Source organism: Natroniella sulfidigena (genome assembly GCF_023223645.1).
Taxonomy (GTDB): Bacteria; Bacillota; Halanaerobiia; order Halobacteroidales; family Halobacteroidaceae; genus Natroniella; species Natroniella sulfidigena.
Genome location: NZ_JALKBY010000008.1, coordinates 47,476 through 63,495, shown reverse-complemented (window position 1 = coordinate 63,495; position 16,020 = coordinate 47,476). Strand labels below are relative to the sequence as shown.

The 16,020-nt window shown below is 34.3% G+C and carries 14 protein-coding genes; all 14 read left to right on the top strand.

Annotated features, from left to right (window positions below; all coding sequences use genetic code 11):
• Positions 1-13: 13 nt before the first annotated feature.
• The 14 genes from purR to yabN all read left to right on the top strand — a co-directional run bounded on the left by purR (position 14) and on the right by yabN (position 16,010).
• Positions 14-838, top strand: coding sequence for a pur operon repressor (purR, locus tag MWH28_RS06575; protein WP_248618524.1), 825 nt, complete (start codon positions 14-16; stop codon positions 836-838).
• A 25-nt stretch (positions 839-863) separates the two neighbouring features.
• Positions 864-1,289 (top strand): MerR family transcriptional regulator, encoded by a 426-nt coding sequence (locus MWH28_RS06570; protein ID WP_248618523.1) that lies wholly within the window; start codon positions 864-866, stop codon positions 1,287-1,289.
• A gap of 128 nt (positions 1,290-1,417) precedes the next feature.
• A complete protein-coding gene (locus MWH28_RS06565; RefSeq protein WP_248618522.1) occupies positions 1,418-2,962 on the top strand; it encodes an N-acyl-D-amino-acid deacylase family protein in 1,545 nt (514 codons plus the stop codon).
• Positions 2,963-3,175: 213 nt separating this feature from the next.
• On the top strand, positions 3,176-4,030 hold the full coding sequence (locus MWH28_RS06560; RefSeq protein ID WP_248618521.1) for a hypothetical protein: 855 nt from the start codon (positions 3,176-3,178) through the stop codon (positions 4,028-4,030).
• Positions 4,030-5,370, top strand: coding sequence for a bifunctional UDP-N-acetylglucosamine diphosphorylase/glucosamine-1-phosphate N-acetyltransferase GlmU (glmU, locus tag MWH28_RS06555; RefSeq protein WP_248618520.1), 1,341 nt, complete (start codon positions 4,030-4,032; stop codon positions 5,368-5,370). Before MWH28_RS06560 ends, glmU begins: the two co-directional genes overlap by 1 nt.
• Before the next feature lie 44 nt (positions 5,371-5,414).
• On the top strand, positions 5,415-6,359 hold the full coding sequence (locus tag MWH28_RS06550) for a ribose-phosphate pyrophosphokinase (RefSeq protein ID WP_248618519.1): 945 nt from the start codon (positions 5,415-5,417) through the stop codon (positions 6,357-6,359).
• Positions 6,360-6,430: 71 nt separating this feature from the next.
• Entirely contained in the window at positions 6,431-7,087 is a 657-nt protein-coding gene (locus MWH28_RS06545) for a 50S ribosomal protein L25 (protein ID WP_248618518.1), read from the top strand.
• A 70-nt stretch (positions 7,088-7,157) separates the two neighbouring features.
• Entirely contained in the window at positions 7,158-7,712 is a 555-nt protein-coding gene (gene pth, locus MWH28_RS06540; RefSeq protein ID WP_248618517.1) for an aminoacyl-tRNA hydrolase, read from the top strand.
• A 216-nt stretch (positions 7,713-7,928) separates the two neighbouring features.
• Complete coding sequence (locus tag MWH28_RS06535; RefSeq protein ID WP_248618516.1) at positions 7,929-8,306, top strand: hypothetical protein; 378 nt, start codon at positions 7,929-7,931, stop codon at positions 8,304-8,306.
• A complete protein-coding gene (locus MWH28_RS06530) occupies positions 8,297-8,518 on the top strand; it encodes an anti-sigma-F factor Fin (RefSeq protein ID WP_248618515.1) in 222 nt (73 codons plus the stop codon). Before MWH28_RS06535 ends, MWH28_RS06530 begins: the two co-directional genes overlap by 10 nt.
• A 76-nt stretch (positions 8,519-8,594) precedes the next feature.
• On the top strand, positions 8,595-12,086 hold the full coding sequence (gene mfd / locus MWH28_RS06525; RefSeq protein ID WP_248618514.1) for a transcription-repair coupling factor: 3,492 nt from the start codon (positions 8,595-8,597) through the stop codon (positions 12,084-12,086).
• A gap of 141 nt (positions 12,087-12,227) precedes the next feature.
• A complete protein-coding gene (gene spoVT / locus MWH28_RS06520; protein ID WP_248618513.1) occupies positions 12,228-12,785 on the top strand; it encodes a stage V sporulation protein T in 558 nt (185 codons plus the stop codon).
• A 169-nt stretch (positions 12,786-12,954) separates the two neighbouring features.
• On the top strand, positions 12,955-14,565 hold the full coding sequence (locus MWH28_RS06515; RefSeq protein ID WP_248618512.1) for a putative polysaccharide biosynthesis protein: 1,611 nt from the start codon (positions 12,955-12,957) through the stop codon (positions 14,563-14,565).
• A gap of 2 nt (positions 14,566-14,567) precedes the next feature.
• The gene (gene yabN / locus MWH28_RS06510) at positions 14,568-16,010 is read left to right on the top strand and encodes a bifunctional methyltransferase/pyrophosphohydrolase YabN (protein WP_248618511.1); all 1,443 of its coding nucleotides are present in this window, start codon (positions 14,568-14,570) and stop codon (positions 16,008-16,010) included.
• Positions 16,011-16,020: the final 10 nt, after the last annotated feature.

Here is a 16,020-nt window from a genome sequence, read left to right as displayed (position 1 = left end):
TCATTATTTCAGAATGAAGATGCGGCGAAGTGAGCGAATTGTAGCTGTAACTAAGATCTTAGTTAATGAACCATATGAATTGATTTCGTTAAATTATTTTACTGAGCGATTTGATGCAGCAAAGTCAACTATTAGTGAAGATTTATCAATTATTAGAAGAGTTTTTGCAGCAGAGAAGATGGGTAAGGTAGAAACTGTTCCTGGAGCGGCAGGAGGAGTTAGGTTTATTCCTAACAAGGCAACTAGTGATATAAAAGATGTAGTTGATGAGTTATGTAATGAACTTTCTGATCCAGAACGGATTTTACCAGGTGGCTATATTTATATGACTGATCTGATCTTTGATCCTAGTTTAATGAATGAAGTTGGGAAAATTTTTGCAACTAAGTTTGCTGATTTAGATGCTGATTATGTAATTACTATTGAAACTAAAGGAATTCCGATTGCTTTGATGGTTGCTAGAGCCTTAAATCTACCATTGGTTAATATTAGAAAAGATAGCATGGTTACGGAAGGTTCAGCAGTCAGTATTAATTATCTGACCGGTTCTTCTAGGAGGATCAAGACGATGTCTTTAGCTAGGAAAGCTTTACCTGAAGGATCTAAAGTACTTATTGTTGATGATTTTATGAAAGCTGGTGGAACAGCTAAGGGGATATTGGATTTGATGGAGGAGTTTAAGGCTGATGTGCTAGGGATGGGAATTTTAGTTGAGACTGTTGATCCTGATGATAAACTGGTTGCAGATTATACCTCTTTAGTTGTATTAGAGGAAATAGATCAACAACAAGAGGAGATAGTGGTTAAGCCGAGTGACTGGGTTTTAAATTTAGAATAATTTAAATTAAGGGGGAATAATAACTATGTCTGATGTAGATTCAAGTACTCCTTTATATTCTATTGGTGTTGTACAAGAGATGACTGGGTTAACTGGTAGGCAGATTCGTTATTATGAAGAATCTGAATTGGTTAAACCTGCTCGAACTGAAGGGAATCAAAGGATTTACTCGCAAGATGATATAGAAAGACTAAAGGAAATTAAGGAGTTATTAGATGTAGGATTGAATATAGCTGGGATTAAAGAAAAGTTAGGAACGGTTACGGAGGAAGCAAAGAAGAATAAGAAAGATGAAAAAGAAGTTGATCCGATTTATAATGATCGCCCCTTAACTAAATTTAGTAAGGAACAGCGGGGTTTAACTTCATTATATCCGGTCTCCAATAGGGCACAATTATTGGAATTATTGGATAAAAGAAAGAAGAAACAAGAGAAAAAAGAGGAAGAGTAAGGTTTTATTTTTGCTTAGCAAGGCATAAAGATATACTACCAGATTAGAAGGTTTCACAAAAGAACTGGCTAGTAAAGCAGTGGTTTGTGAAGTTTTCTATGTAGTGAGGTGGTATTATATTTGATTTAGTGATCAAGAATGGTTTGATAGTAGATGGAACTGGCCAACTAAGATATCGAGCTGATGTTGCTATCAACCAAGATAAAATTGTTGGTATAGGTGAGTTTGACGATGCGATTGAGTATATTAATGCTGATAACTTAATTGTAGCACCTGGGTTTATTGATATCCATTCCCATGGTGAATTATCAATTTTGGTTAATCCATCAGCAAGCAGTAAGATATATCAGGGGATAACTACAGAAGTTACGGGTAATTGTGGTTCTTCAATAGCTCCTCTTTCTGGAAGAATGGTAACGAAGGTTAAAGAACGTTTAGCTGATTATCAATTACCTTTAAAGTGGAAAACTACTGAAGGTTATTTTGAAATTTTACGTCAAAATAAATCGGCGACTAATTTAGTTACTTTGATTGGGCATGGCTTATTGCGTCAAACAGTTGTTGGTTATCAAAAACGAGAAGCAACAGATATAGAGTTAGAGCGGATGAAGGTTATGTTGGCCCAGGCTTTAGAGGAAGGTGCTTATGGTTTATCGACTGGTTTAATCTATCCCCCATCGAGTTATGCTTCAACAGAAGAGTTGATCTCTTTAGCTCAAGTAGTTGCTAAATATGATGGAGTTTATACTACTCATCTAAGAAGTGAGGGAGATCAATTGGTTGCGGCTGTAGAAGAAGCGATTACTATTGCTCAACAAGCTAATGTTAAGGTTCAAATTTCTCATCATAAAGCAATTGGTCAACAAAATTGGGGTAAAGTTAATCAGACTTTACAGTTGATTACTCAGGCTAGAGGGAAGGGATTAGATATCAATTGTGATTTTTATCCCTATTTAGCGACTTCAACGGGATTGAGTGCTTTATTACCAAGTTGGATCTTTGGTGGCCAAAAAGAGGAAGTGATTGCTAGGTTAAAAGATAATTATCAACAAATAATTGAGCACTTAAATCAAGAACGAAGAAAGCAGGATGGGTGGGAGCAGATAATAGTTTCTGAAGCTAAAAAGCATAAAGGTTATGAGGGATTAACTATAGCAGAGCTTGCTGAGCAATTGAATCAAGAGCCTGCAGAGGTTGCTATAGAGTTATTAATTGCAGAGAATTTATCGACCAGCATGATTAAGTTTTCTGTCTCTGAAGCTGATTTAAGGCAGGTTTTACAAGCTGATTTCAGTATGGTAGGAACTGATGCTATCTCTAGAGTTAAAGGTACGATTTTAGCAAATAGTCATTGTCATCCTCGCACTTATGGTAGTTTTCCGAGAGTGATTGATAAATATGTTAAATCTAAGTTTATCTCTTTAGAAAGTGCAATTAAGAAAATGACCTATCTACCAGCTAAAAAATTAGGCTTACAGCGTGGTTTAATTAAATCGGGTTATTTTGCTGATTTAGTGATTTTTGATCTGGAAAAAATCAAAGATCGTGCTACTTATAGTAATCCCCATCGCTATGCAGCAGGAGTTGAATACTTAATAGTCAATGGAAAGCTTGTTATTAAAGATGGAAAGCAACTATCAAATTTACCAGGTTATGTTTTGACCAATAATTAAAGCTAGATGTGATAGTTAAACTCAACTTATAGAGAATAAATTTATCTTTAATCAGGAACAATAAACTTGACAGGGCAAAGGCACTTTGTTATAATACCTATGATTAATCAGCAATTATAATTTGTTAGCTGATGTAGGTTCTTATTTTGTCAATAACAATGGGGTGATTACTCCATTGTTTCTTTTATATTTTTAATAGAGAAGGGACAATTTATGAAGATTTATTTAGATACTGATGAATTGTATCAAGCTGAACTCTATGAGCATAAATTAGCCACTATTTTAGGGAGAGGTAAGAGATTAAAGCGGATGTTGAGAGCTTTTCCTACAGAGTATGAATTCAAACAGGCCTCAATACCTGAAATTTCTCAAGCTTTAAAGATTAAAAATCCAAACTCTAAAATTTTATCTCAGCTAAAGAAGTTGGATCAAACCTATCAACGTTTAATGACTCCTAAATTCGGTACTGCTTTGAGTAATGCTCCTGAAGCTGAGACTATAATGTGTATTGATACTGAATATTTATGGAGTGATTTGGATTCAATTCAATATGCTATTAAATCCAACCAAGAGTGGAAGCTAGGAATTTTATTTACTAATTCTGATTTAGCTCCAGCGATATCTGCTAGTAAAGGTATCAAAATTTTAGAAGATATAATTAATGAGGTTAAGCCGGATATCTTTGTAGGCCATAATTTTAATTGTGATATTACGGTCTTAGAGAAGGTATATGGTACTAAAATAGATTGTTTACATAATTATGATGATACAATGAAGATGGTCAGAAAAAGCCATGTGTCTAATATTATTGGAGGGGCAAGTCTAGATCGGATTATTGAAAAAATTTTTTCTGATGACACAGTTGGTTTGATTAATGCCTATCAGGATTTAGATGATTTTATTAAGTATGGATTAAAGGATGCTATTTATCCTATTTATGCACGAGAGTATTTTATGACTGGGAAGTTGCCTCTAATTGATTCAAAGTTGAAGATAGATAAGGTTGTGCAGAGTGAGGTTAGAGATTTGATTGATTTCCAATTTATTTATTTGGGGAGGAAAGATTAATGGCTAATTTGGCAACTATCACCTTAGCAGCAGGGAAAGGTACTAGAATGAAGTCGAGCTTGCCTAAGGTGTTGCATCAAGTAGCAGGTAAGAGTATGGTTCAGCATGTTGTTGACACTGCTGGTCAGTTAACTCCACAACATAATTTAGTAATAGTTGGTTATAAAGCTGATCAAGTTAAAGCTGACACAGATGGTAAGATTGAGTTTGTAAAGCAGGAGCAACAGTTAGGAACTGGTCATGCTGTTATGCAGGCTAAAGAGGAGTTAATTGATTTTTCAGGGGTTGTATTGGTCTTGTATGGGGATACTCCATTGTTGACTAGTGAAACTTTACAGCAGTTGATCGAACAGCATCAGACTGAAGAGGCTGCGGCGACGATCTTAACAACTAAAGTAGATGACCCAACTGGATATGGTAGAATTGTTCGTGATCAATCGGATTATGTAACAAAGATTGTAGAAGAGAAGGATACTACTGCTGAAGAAGCAAAGATTAATGAAATTAATACAGGGATTTGTTGTTTTGAAAGTGATCTATTATGGGATTGCTTAGCAAAATTGGATACTGATAATGCTCAAGGAGAGTATTATTTGACAGATGTTCCTGAAATTTTAGTTGATCAAGGGCATTCAGTAAGTGCTCTATCTATTTCAGATACGCAACAAACAATTGGAGTCAATACCCGTAAGCATTTAGCAGAAGCTGAACAGATTTTAAGGCAGAGAATCTGTAATTACCATCTAGAAAATGGAGTTACTATTATAGATCCTGCTAATACTTATATAGATAGCGAAGTTGAAATTGGGCAAGATAGTATTATTTATCCTTTTACTTTTTTAGAAGGAAAAACGAAGCTGGGTAGCGAAGTAATTATAGGTCCTCAAACTAGAATTATTGATTCAATGATTGGTAATCAAGTTGAGATTAAAAGTTCAACTATTATTGATAGTCAGATTGGAGAGAGGAGTGAGGTTGGCCCTTATGCTTACTTGCGTCCGGGAAGTAAACTTTCCTCTGAAGTAAAAGTGGGTGATTTTGTTGAGATTAAGAAGTCAGAAATAGCTAAGGGTGCTAAAGTTCCTCATCTAAGCTATATTGGTGATGCTTTAATTGGGCAAAATACTAATATTGGTGCGGGAACTATTACTGCTAATTATGATGGTCAACAAAAACATCGGACTGTTATTGGAGATAATGTATTTATTGGTAGTGATTCGACCTTGATAGCTCCATTAAGAATTGGAGATCAGGCTATTACTGGAGCAGGTGCAGTAGTTACTAAAGATGTTGAAGCAGATAGTTTAGTATTAGGTGTACCGGCAGAGCCAAGAGATTGAATTTAATAAAATAATATATAATTAGATACAGGAGGTTTATAATAATGTCCCCACGAGGAAATGACTTTAAAATTTTTGCTGGGAATGCAAACCTTGATTTAGCACAGAAGATCTGTGATTATTTAAAAACAGATCTATTAAGCTCTAAAGTTAGACGTTTTAGTGATGGAGAAATTGGAGTACAAATCACAGAAAGTGTCAGAGGAGATGATGTATTCGTTATTCAACCGACCTGCCCTCCAGTTAATGAGAATTTAATGGAGTTATTAATTATGGTTGATGCTTTAAAGCGGGCTTCTGCTCGTGAAATTACAGCAGTTGTTCCTTATTATGGTTATGCTAGACAAGATCGTAAGGCTAAGCCTAGAGATCCCGTAACTGCTAAGCTAATTGCTAATTTATTGACTCAAGCTGGTGCTGATAGAATGTTAGCAATAGATCTTCATGCGGGCCAAATCCAAGGGTTCTTTGATATACCGGTTGATAATTTATTTGGAGCACCAATCTTAGCTAATTACTTTTTAGAGAAGAACTTAGATGATATTATTGTTGTAGCTCCAGATATTGGTGGGGTTAAGAGAGCTCGTGATTTTGCTGAAAAATTGAATACATCGATTGCTATTATTGATAAGCGTAGACCTGAAGCTAATGTATCAGAGGTAATGAATATTATCGGTGATGTACAAGATAAAAATGTAATTTTAGTCGATGATATGATTGATACAGCTGGAACAATTACTAATGCAGCTGCGGCTTTAAAGGAGCATGGTGCTAAAGATATCTTTGCTACTTGTACACATCCTTTATTTTCAGGGCCTGCAATAGATAGGTTGAAAAATTCTGCTATTAATGAATTGGTTGTAACAGATACAATTCCGTTAGCTGAAGAGAAAAACTTTGACAAAGTAACTATTTTATCTGTAGCACCACTAATGGCTAAAGGAATTGAAAGAATTTATAATGATCAATCAGTAAGTGTTTTATTTTAATTTTTGTTAGTTGGACTTATAGTATGGTATAATGTAATTTATGAGAAAATATTAAAAAGGAGAGGGTATTTATGGAACGTTTAGAACTTAATGCTGAGGTGAGGGAAGAAACTGGAAAAGGTACTGCTCGCCGTCTAAGAAGAGAAGGGTTAATTCCTGGAGTTCTTTATGGACGTGAGCGACAGCCAGTTAACTTGAAATTAAATGCGAAGAAGGTTGATAAATTAATTGGTGGTAATGTTATTCTTGATTTGGAGTTAGATGATGATACTACTCAACCAGTAATGGTTAAAGAAGTGCAACGGGATGTAATTAAAGGAGATCTATTACATATAGATCTATATCAAATCAACTTAGATGAAAAAGTTGAAATTGAAGTTCCTGTTGAATTAGTTGGCCCTGCTGCTGGAGAAAGAGAAGGCGGAATTTTAGAGCAGATCTTAAGAGAGCTTGAGGTTGCATGTTTACCAACAGATATTCCAGATACAATTAAAGCTGATGTTACAGAATTAGAAGTTGGACAATCATTAAGTGTTGCTGAATTAGAAGTTAGTGACGACATTGAAATTTTAACTGATGGTGATGAGACAATAGCTACAGTGGTTGTACCTACTGAGCTAGATCTAGAACCTGCTGAAGCTGAAGAAGAAGAGTTAGAAGAGCCAGAAGTAATTGGTGAAGATGTCGAAGAAGATGAAGAAGCTGAAGTTGAGGAAGAAGAAGAGTAATTATAATTAAGAGCTAAGGTGCAATCAAAGTGATTGCATCTTAGTTTTTATTTTTACAGAGGTGATTTAGTTGAAATTAGTTGTTGGATTAGGTAATCCAGGTTATAAGTATCAATTCACTCGTCATAATGTGGGTTTTATGGTCTTGAACCTGTTGGCTGATGAGCATAATCTGAACTTAAAACGAGAAGAGAAGAAGGCAATAGTGGGTAAACTGAGAGTAGGTTCAGAAAAGGTGATCTTAGCTAAACCTCAAACTTTTATGAATAATAGTGGACAGGCAGTAAGATCATTAGCAGATTATTATAATATTGAATTTGAAGATATTTTAATTGTGTATGATGATCTTGATTTGGAGTTAGGTCGGTTTAAGATTAAGCCTAAAGGTGGTCATGGTGGGCATAATGGAATTAAATCTATCTTTAATCATTTACAGACTAAAGAATTTCCTAGACTTAAGGTGGGAATTGGCCGACCTGAACATCGTTCTGTTGTTGATTATGTTTTAGGAGAGTTTAGTCAGCAAGAAGAAAAGGAATTAGAGTCTGTATTAACAACTGCCTGTGATGCAATTAAAGTTTTTTTAACCGAAGGTTTACAACAAGCTATGAATCAATATAATTAATTACTTTCTATTGATATAAAGCTTAAGTTTAAGGCTGAGTTTAAGTTTAAGTCAACCATTAGAAACATAAGGGCTTAGCTCTTACTTAGACTTAGACTCAAACTTAAACTGAAATGTAATTAACTCTTAGATTGAGTCTGAGATCTTTTCTCAGGCTTTTTTGTATATTATAGAACAATTTAGGTGAGAATAATTAAAAATAGTTAGGAGTATATAATGAATTCGCTACTAATAGCTATGGTAGTATCCTTATTAGCTTTTACAATTAATCGCCAGCTTGTAATTAAATTTGGTAATGAAACAATGTTTTATCTGATTCCATTAGTAGAAGAAATCTTAAAGAGTGGAGGGTTTTATTTACTTGGTGGTAACTTAGTCATAATTCATTTAGGGTTTGGAATAATTGAAGGAATTTTTGATTACTTGGATAGTACTTTAGCAGCAATCTTAGCTGTTATAAGTCATTTAATATTTGGTTATTTGACACTAGTTATCTTTGAACAGACAGGAGAGTTGTTATTAGCCATTCTAATGGTAGGATTGGTTCATAGTTATTGGAATTACAAAATAGGGGGGATAGTAGAATGGAATTAATCTATAAATGCCCTGAATGCCAAAAGATAATAGATCATTTGGAGATTGCTTCTTTAAGTGAAGTTGAGTTAGGTTTTGATATCTTGACGGAACAAGAGAAAGAAGATATAATTAAAAGGAAAGCAGATAGTGTTCATATTAATGTAACATGTGATGAATGTGAAAGAGAATATGATTGGGATCAATTAATTTATCAGCAACAACTGCATTAAAGATAAAAGAAAGTTAGTTAAAGGTCTTAGGTTAACCTAAGACCTTTTTTGGCATGGATAAAGGAGTAGATAACCAATGAAGGAAGATTTATTGAGCGTTTTAAACCAATCACCTAATTATAAAGAGTTGATTAGATATTGTCAAGCGGGAAAAGAAGGGCAAATAATAGGAGTTGATGAAAGTAGTCAGAATTTTTTACTGGCTAATTTAAAATTAAATCTAGCGGACAACTTATTAATTGTCACTTCTAATTTAAAGCAGGCAGATCTAATCTATGAAGATTTAGTACGATTACTTTCGGAAAAAGAGGTATTATTATTTCCTCGTTATCAAATCTTCCCCCATGAATCATTAGAAATCGAACAAAGTATCAAGCGGGAGAGATTACAGGTTTTAAAAAGTTTAGCTACTGCTAAAAGTAGGGTAATTGTTGCTCCAATTCAAGCTTTATTAGAAAGAGTAATTCCTTTACAAACCTATCAAGACTATAGGATTGATTTGGAGTTAGGGGCTGAGGTGCAACTTGATCAATTAACGAATAAATTAGTACAAATGGGCTATCGGAGTGTAACAAAGGTAGAAGCAGAAGGGGAGTTTAGTGTTAGAGGAGGAATCTTAGATATTTATCCTTTAACTTATCAAAATCCAGTTAGAATTGATCTTTTCGGTCAAGAGATTGATTCGATCCGTCAATTTGATCTGGTAAGCCAGTCTTCTCAACAACAATTAGAGGTAGTCAGGATTGGCCCGGCAACTGAATTTATATTATCACAAGAAATGATAGAATCAGGTTGTAAGAAAATAAAAGAAGATTTAGAGGCTACTGCAAAAAAATTAGAAGCACAAGCAGTGACTGAATTAAGAGAAAAAGTAGCCACTGATCTAGAACGGATAAGAGAAGGAGTTAAATTTCCTGAAATCAGGCAATATTTGAATTATTTCCAGCAACAGGTTTCTTTATTAGATTATTTTACAGGGTTTGTAACCTTGCTTAATCCTCTTCAGATAAAAAAGGCAGGGGTTAACTTTTTAGAGGAAGTTAATCAAACTTATATTACTATGCTTGAACAAGGTAGTTTATTGACAGGATATCAGGATTTATTTATTGATTTTAATCATTTTTTTTATGGGATTAAGCAACAAAAGATATATCTTTCTCCTACTAAAAAGAATATTGATTATATTGAAACCGATTTTGAGTTAGAAATCAGTTCCCGAAGATTGCAAGGAGTTCAAGGTAAGCTTGATTTATTAGTTGAACAGCTTACTGAACAGCTGAATAATGGCTATAAAATCGTGATCGGTTTGAATAATTTAAAGAAAGCTCATAGATTAAAAGAGCGTCTAGCAGAAGATGATTTACCAGTAATTGTAGTTGAAGAGATTGGTGGCGAATTAAAGGTAGGAAATATAATCTTAACAACCTGCAATTTAAAGCATGGCTTTTTATTTTCAGAAGCAAAGTTTATCTTATATACTGAGAATGAATTATTTAAAGAGCAGAAACGGAAAAAAAAGAGAGCAGTAGGTTTTAATCAAGGAGTTGAAGTTTCTTCTTTTACAGAGCTAAATCAAGGGGATTATGTAGTTCATGAAAATCATGGGATTGGTCATTATTTAGGGATTAAAACATTACAAGTACAAGGCAAGAATAAAGATTATTTATTGTTATCTTATGCAGATGATGATAAATTATATGTTCCGACCGATCAGGTTGATTTGATTCAAAAATATATTGGGATGGATGATAAAGAACCTAAATTACATAAATTAGATGGTGATAACTGGAATAAGGTCAAGTCGCGAGTTAAAAAGTCTGTAGCTGAGATGGCAGAAGAATTATTGGAACTATATGCTCAACGAGAGTTGAAGAAAGGTTATGCTTTCAGTGAAGATACAGTTTGGCAACAAGAGTTTGAGGCTAAATTTCCTTATCAAGAAACTCCTGATCAACTTACAGCAATTGAAAAAGTTAAAGAAGATATGGAATCAACTCAACCAATGGATAGATTGTTATGTGGTGATGTCGGATATGGTAAGACTGAAGTGGCTATTAGGGCTATTTTCAAGGCGGTTATGGATGGCAAACAGGCTGGTTTTTTAGTGCCGACAACCATTTTGGCCCAGCAACATTGGAATAATTTAGAGGAAAGGTTTGAAGATTATCCAATTGAAGTAGCAATGTTGAGTAGATTTAGAACTGCTACAGAACAGAAAAAGATTATTGAAGGTTTAAAGATTGGTACAATTGATGTAGTAATTGGAACTCATAGATTGTTATCAAATGATGTTAAATTTAAAGATTTAGGGTTAGTCGTGGTAGATGAGGAACAAAGATTTGGGGTTAGTCAAAAAGAGCGATTAAAGCAGTTGAAAAAGAGTATTGATGTCTTAACTATGACTGCTACACCTATTCCTCGAACATTACATATGTCGCTAGTTGGGGTTAGAGATATCAGTTTAATTGAGACTCCGCCTGAAAATAGGTATCCAATTAGGACTTATGTACGAGAGTATGATCAGAATTTAGTTAAAACTGCTTTGAATAGAGAGTTAAATCGGGGTGGTCAGGTCTATTTTGTTCATAATCGAGTTAAGGATATCAAAAAATTAGCTGCTAAAATTAAGAATTTAGTACCTGAAGCTGAAATAGCAGTAGCTCATGGACAAATGAGTGAATTGAAGTTAGAGAAGTTAATGCTTGATTTTTTAGAAGGAAAATTTGATATTTTAGTCTGTACAACAATAATAGAAACTGGATTAGATATTTCTAATGTCAATACAATTATTATTAATCGAGCAGATAAGATGGGATTATCTCAATTGTATCAACTTCGGGGACGAGTAGGTAGAAGTAATAAGGTAGCCTATGCTTATTTATTATATGAACAAGATCAAATCTTATCAGAAATAGCTGAAAAAAGATTAAAAGCAATTAAAGAGTTTACTAAATTAGGTTCAGGATTCAAAATTGCAATGCGTGATTTAGAGATTAGAGGTGCGGGGAATATTTTAGGGCCAGAGCAACATGGTCATATTGAAGCAATTGGATTTTCACTTTATTGTAAGTTGTTAGAGGATGCTATTACAGAATTACAGACTGAAGGTGAAGAGCAAGAAGAAGAGATTGAACTAGAGCTTAAAGTAGATGCTTACCTTTCTGAAGATTATATTCCTGACTCTAAGCAAAAGATTGAGATTTATAAAAAAATTGATGCTTTAGAAACTGAGGAAGAGTGTGATGAATTGGTAAAAGAGTTAAAAGATAGATTTGGACAGTTAACACAGGAAGTAATAATTTTATTAGAATTAGCTAAAATTAAGATTAGAGGTAACAAATTAGCAATAGCTGAAATTAAAGAAAAAGCAGAACGAGTTACTTTAAAGTTTTTTGAAGATCATTCATTAAGTGGTAGACGTTTGTTAGAATTAAGTCACCAATTTGCTGATTTGAAATTTATTAATGGCACTCAACCTAGGATAGAAGTTAAAGTAACAGGCTTAGCCGATCAACAAAAGGTAAAACTAATAAATGCTATTTTAGAGTTCTTACTTGCAGAAGAATAGTTTTGACCCATTAGTTGGCATAATAAGAATAAAATTTTTAATCTAATTATATACTAGTAATGAAAGGGGTAGGAAATAAAATTTAAAGGAGGTGTCAATTGGTTAGTATTCAATTTTAAGTCAGATGCTAATCATTAAAAAATGAAAGCTACAGGTATAGTACGTCGCATAGATGATTTAGGGCGGGTTGTGATTCCTAAAGAGATTAGAAGAACGATGAGGATTAGAGAAGGTGAACCATTAGAGATCTTTGTTGATCGTGATGGGGAGGTTATCTTAAAAAAATATTCTCCAATTGGTGAGTTAGGAGAATTTGCACAAGAGTATGTAGATTCTCTTGCTGAAGTAACAGGTCATATTGCTTGTGTATTAGATCGTGATGCAATTGTAGCAGTAGCAGGGGCCAAAAAGAATAAATTTATTGATAAACCGACCAGTGAATTGACAGAAGGAGTAATGGAATCTGGGGAAACTAAAATAATTAATGAAGCTAATGAAGTTGATGAAGAAATATTTTGTGAAGGAATTTATGAAGAAGATAAATTTACTGCTCAAGTTTTAACTCCGATTATGTCTCAAGGTGAAGCGATTGGAGTTGTTGTTTTAGCATCTCAGAGCGAAGGAACAGAGATGGGTGATTTAGAAGTTAAGTTAGCTACTACAGCAGCAGGTTTTTTAGCTAAACAGATGGAGGATTAACTCTAGGTGAGCTAGCAATAGCTCACCTTTCATTTTCTGAGATTATTTCCTACTGAAGTCTGTTATTTAAGTAAATTTTTCTATTATTTGAATTATAAAGAATAAAAAAGTGTAGCATATTGATTATAATTTTGATATTATAATTAGAGGTACTAGTGCAGGAAGGAAGATGGTAGTGAGTAACAAAAAAAACACTTTATTAAAAGGAACAGCTATTTTAGCAGGTGCTTCATTTGTTAGTAAATTTTTAGGATTTATTTATAAAGCGGTTTTATCAAGGTTAATTGGAGCAGAAGGGCTTGGGATTTATGAAAAAGCTTATCCAATCTATACTATGATTTTAACCATTTCGATTGTAGGAATTCCTGTAGCTATCTCTAAGTTGGTAGCAGAAAAAAGGGCTGAAGGGAAGGAAGAGATAGCAGATTTTATCTTTCAAGTAGCGTTGAAGGTCAGTTTTGTAATCGGGTTATTAGCAGCAATTATGGTTGGAGTCTTAGCTAGACCGATGGCTCGCTATTTATTAGATGACATCAATGTTTATTATTCGATCTTAGCAATTGCTCCAGCAATATTTCTAGTTTCAATTATGGCTACATATCGTGGTTATTTTCAAGGTTGGCAGCAGATGAAGCCAACAGCAGTCTCTCAAGTAATTGAGCAGTTGTTTAGGATAGTTATTATGATTATTTTAGCTTATTTGTTGATACCCTATGGAGTTGAATTTGGAGCAGCAGGAGCAGCAGCGGGAGCTTTCTTTGGATCAATTGCAGGTTTGGCTATCTTATTGGTTATTTATTATCGCTTTCAGGCTAATCGGGAGCTTAAAGCAGAATCTGAGTTGAAAGAGAAGCCAACTGTTAAAGAGGTCTTAAATCAAATTTTTTCATTAGCAATCCCTGTTACACTGGGAGGGTTAATTTTACCGTTGATGAGATTGATTGATGCTTCAATGATTACTAGAAGGTTAGAAGTAGCAGGTTATTCCTTACAAGCTGCTACTGGACTATATGGCCAATTCAATGGAATGGCTATGACTTTAGTTAGGTTTCCTACTGTGATTGCTGCTTCATTGGCAGTCAGCTTAGTTCCAGCTATTTCAGAAGCGTATGCTCTTGATGCGGACAAGCTAGCTAAACGAAGGATTGCTAAAGCTTTTAAATTAACTTTATATGTAGCAATTCCTGCTGCTTTAGGACTCTTTATTTTAGCAGAACCATTAACTGAAATGATCTTTGCTAATATTGAAGCAGCAATTCCACTCCGTTATTTATCAGTAGGGGTAGTTGCTATTGGATTACAGCAAGTTACATCAAGTATCTTACAGGGGTTTGATCGACCGAAGTTACCAGCTCGCAATCTATTTTTAGGAGCTTTATTAAATGTAGTCTTAAATTATACCTTAACAGCAATACCTCATCTAGGGATCAGGGGGGCTGCAATTGGAACGGCAGCTGGTTTTAGTTTGGCAGCTGGATTGAATATTTGGGGTGTCTTTAAGATAGCTAAACCTGATTTTGATTATCAGACATTAATTTTAAAACCTTTAATCAGTGGTGGAGTTATGTCTATTTTGGTCTTTGTAGTTTATGAAGGATTGTTACAAATTAGTCAGTATAAAGTATTTAGTACATTATTTAGTATTTTAGTGGGAATGTTAAGTTATGGGTTGGTATTATTATTAACTGCTGCAATTACTAGAGAGGATTTAGAGGTCTTACCTAGAGTTGGAATTAAATTAATCAATTTTTTAGATAAGTTTGGATTAGTGAGGGGATAATAATGGTAAAGATAATTGGTTTAGGAGCTGGTGATTTAAAGTTATTGACTTTAGAAGCTTATCAGAGCTTACAAGAGGCGGAACTAGTATATTTGAGAACGGAAAAACATCCTGCTGCTCAAGATTTGAAGCAGGAAGGGATTGAATTTAATACATTTGATTATCTTTATCAAAAGCAGGATAAATTTGAAGTGATTTATGAGCAGATAGCTAGGGAGATTATTGAGTTAGTTCAGGAGGACAAGCAGGTCGTTTATGCTGTGCCAGGTCACCCACTGGTTGCTGAAGAGTCGGTACAACAGATTATTAATAATTTAGATGATCAAGAGTATCAAATAATAGCCGGGCCAAGTTTTTTAGAGCTCAGTTTTGCTGCTTTAGGTCTTGATCCAATTAGTGGGTTAAAGGTTTTAGATGGACTTGCTTTTAGTGTTAATGATTTAGATCCTAGTGTTGATACAATTATCTGTCAGGTTTATAATCGGAATATTGCTTCTGAAATTAAGTTAAAGTTGATGGAGATTTATCCAGATCAATTTAAAGTCAAGTTATTGCACCATGTGGGGCTACCAGAAGAGAAGGTTGAAGAGATTGAACTTTATCAACTCGATAGATTAGAGTGGATTGATCATTTAACTAGTTTATATCTACCAGTTGATCAGGCTAATTCGACTCAGTTTAATCAGTTATTAGAGATTATGGAGACTTTAAGGGGGGAAGATGGTTGCCCCTGGGATCAAAAACAGGATCATCAGACTTTAAAGAAGCATTTAATCGAGGAAAGTTATGAAGTAATTGAAAGGATTGAAGATGAAGATTATTTTGGTTTAGCAGAGGAGCTGGGGGATTTATTATTACAGGTTGTTTTTCATGCTCAGATAGCTAAGGAAGAAGGACCATTTACAATTTATCATGTCATTACAGAGATTATTGAAAAGCTAATCAGACGCCACCCTCATGTCTTTGGAGAGCTTGAAGTGGAGAATGAAAATCAAGTAATCAGCAATTGGGAAGAGATTAAAGAACAAGAGGCTGAAGGTAAAGATAGACCTTCTTTATTAGAGCAGGTTCCTAATCAACTGCCAGCATTGATGTTGGCCCAGAAGGTTCAAAAGCAAGCAGCTAAGGTTGGTTTTGATTGGACGAAAGTAGAAGAAGTATTAGTTAAGGTTGATGAGGAATTATTGGAATTAAAGGATGCCCTTAAAAATAATCAAGCTGAAGAGATAATTGAAGAATTAGGTGATTTAATCTTTGCTGTAGTCAATCTAGGGAGATTCTTAGAAATTGATACAGAGCTGTGTTTACGCCAAGCAGTTAATAAGTTTAAGAAAAGATTTAATTATATGGAGCGACAGGCTGATAAAAATGGACAGCAATTAGAGCAATTAACTAATGAAGAGTTAGAAAAGTTATGGCAGCAAGCAAAAAAGGAATTATATTGAGGGAGGAAAG

Coding starts and splice junctions, on each gene's coding strand:
- MWH28_RS06545 (WP_248618518.1), top strand. CDS start 6,431: ATGGAACGTTTAGAACTTAATGCTGAGGTGAGGGAAGAAACTGGAAAA.
- MWH28_RS06550 (WP_248618519.1), top strand. CDS start 5,415: ATGTCCCCACGAGGAAATGACTTTAAAATTTTTGCTGGGAATGCAAAC.
- glmU (WP_248618520.1), top strand. CDS start 4,030: ATGGCTAATTTGGCAACTATCACCTTAGCAGCAGGGAAAGGTACTAGA.
- MWH28_RS06560 (WP_248618521.1), top strand. CDS start 3,176: ATGAAGATTTATTTAGATACTGATGAATTGTATCAAGCTGAACTCTAT.
- MWH28_RS06570 (WP_248618523.1), top strand. CDS start 864: ATGTCTGATGTAGATTCAAGTACTCCTTTATATTCTATTGGTGTTGTA.
- MWH28_RS06515 (WP_248618512.1), top strand. CDS start 12,955: ATGGTAGTGAGTAACAAAAAAAACACTTTATTAAAAGGAACAGCTATT.
- MWH28_RS06535 (WP_248618516.1), top strand. CDS start 7,929: ATGAATTCGCTACTAATAGCTATGGTAGTATCCTTATTAGCTTTTACA.
- yabN (WP_248618511.1), top strand. CDS start 14,568: ATGGTAAAGATAATTGGTTTAGGAGCTGGTGATTTAAAGTTATTGACT.
- mfd (WP_248618514.1), top strand. CDS start 8,595: ATGAAGGAAGATTTATTGAGCGTTTTAAACCAATCACCTAATTATAAA.
- MWH28_RS06530 (WP_248618515.1), top strand. CDS start 8,297: ATGGAATTAATCTATAAATGCCCTGAATGCCAAAAGATAATAGATCAT.
- spoVT (WP_248618513.1), top strand. CDS start 12,228: ATGAAAGCTACAGGTATAGTACGTCGCATAGATGATTTAGGGCGGGTT.
- purR (WP_248618524.1), top strand. CDS start 14: ATGAAGATGCGGCGAAGTGAGCGAATTGTAGCTGTAACTAAGATCTTA.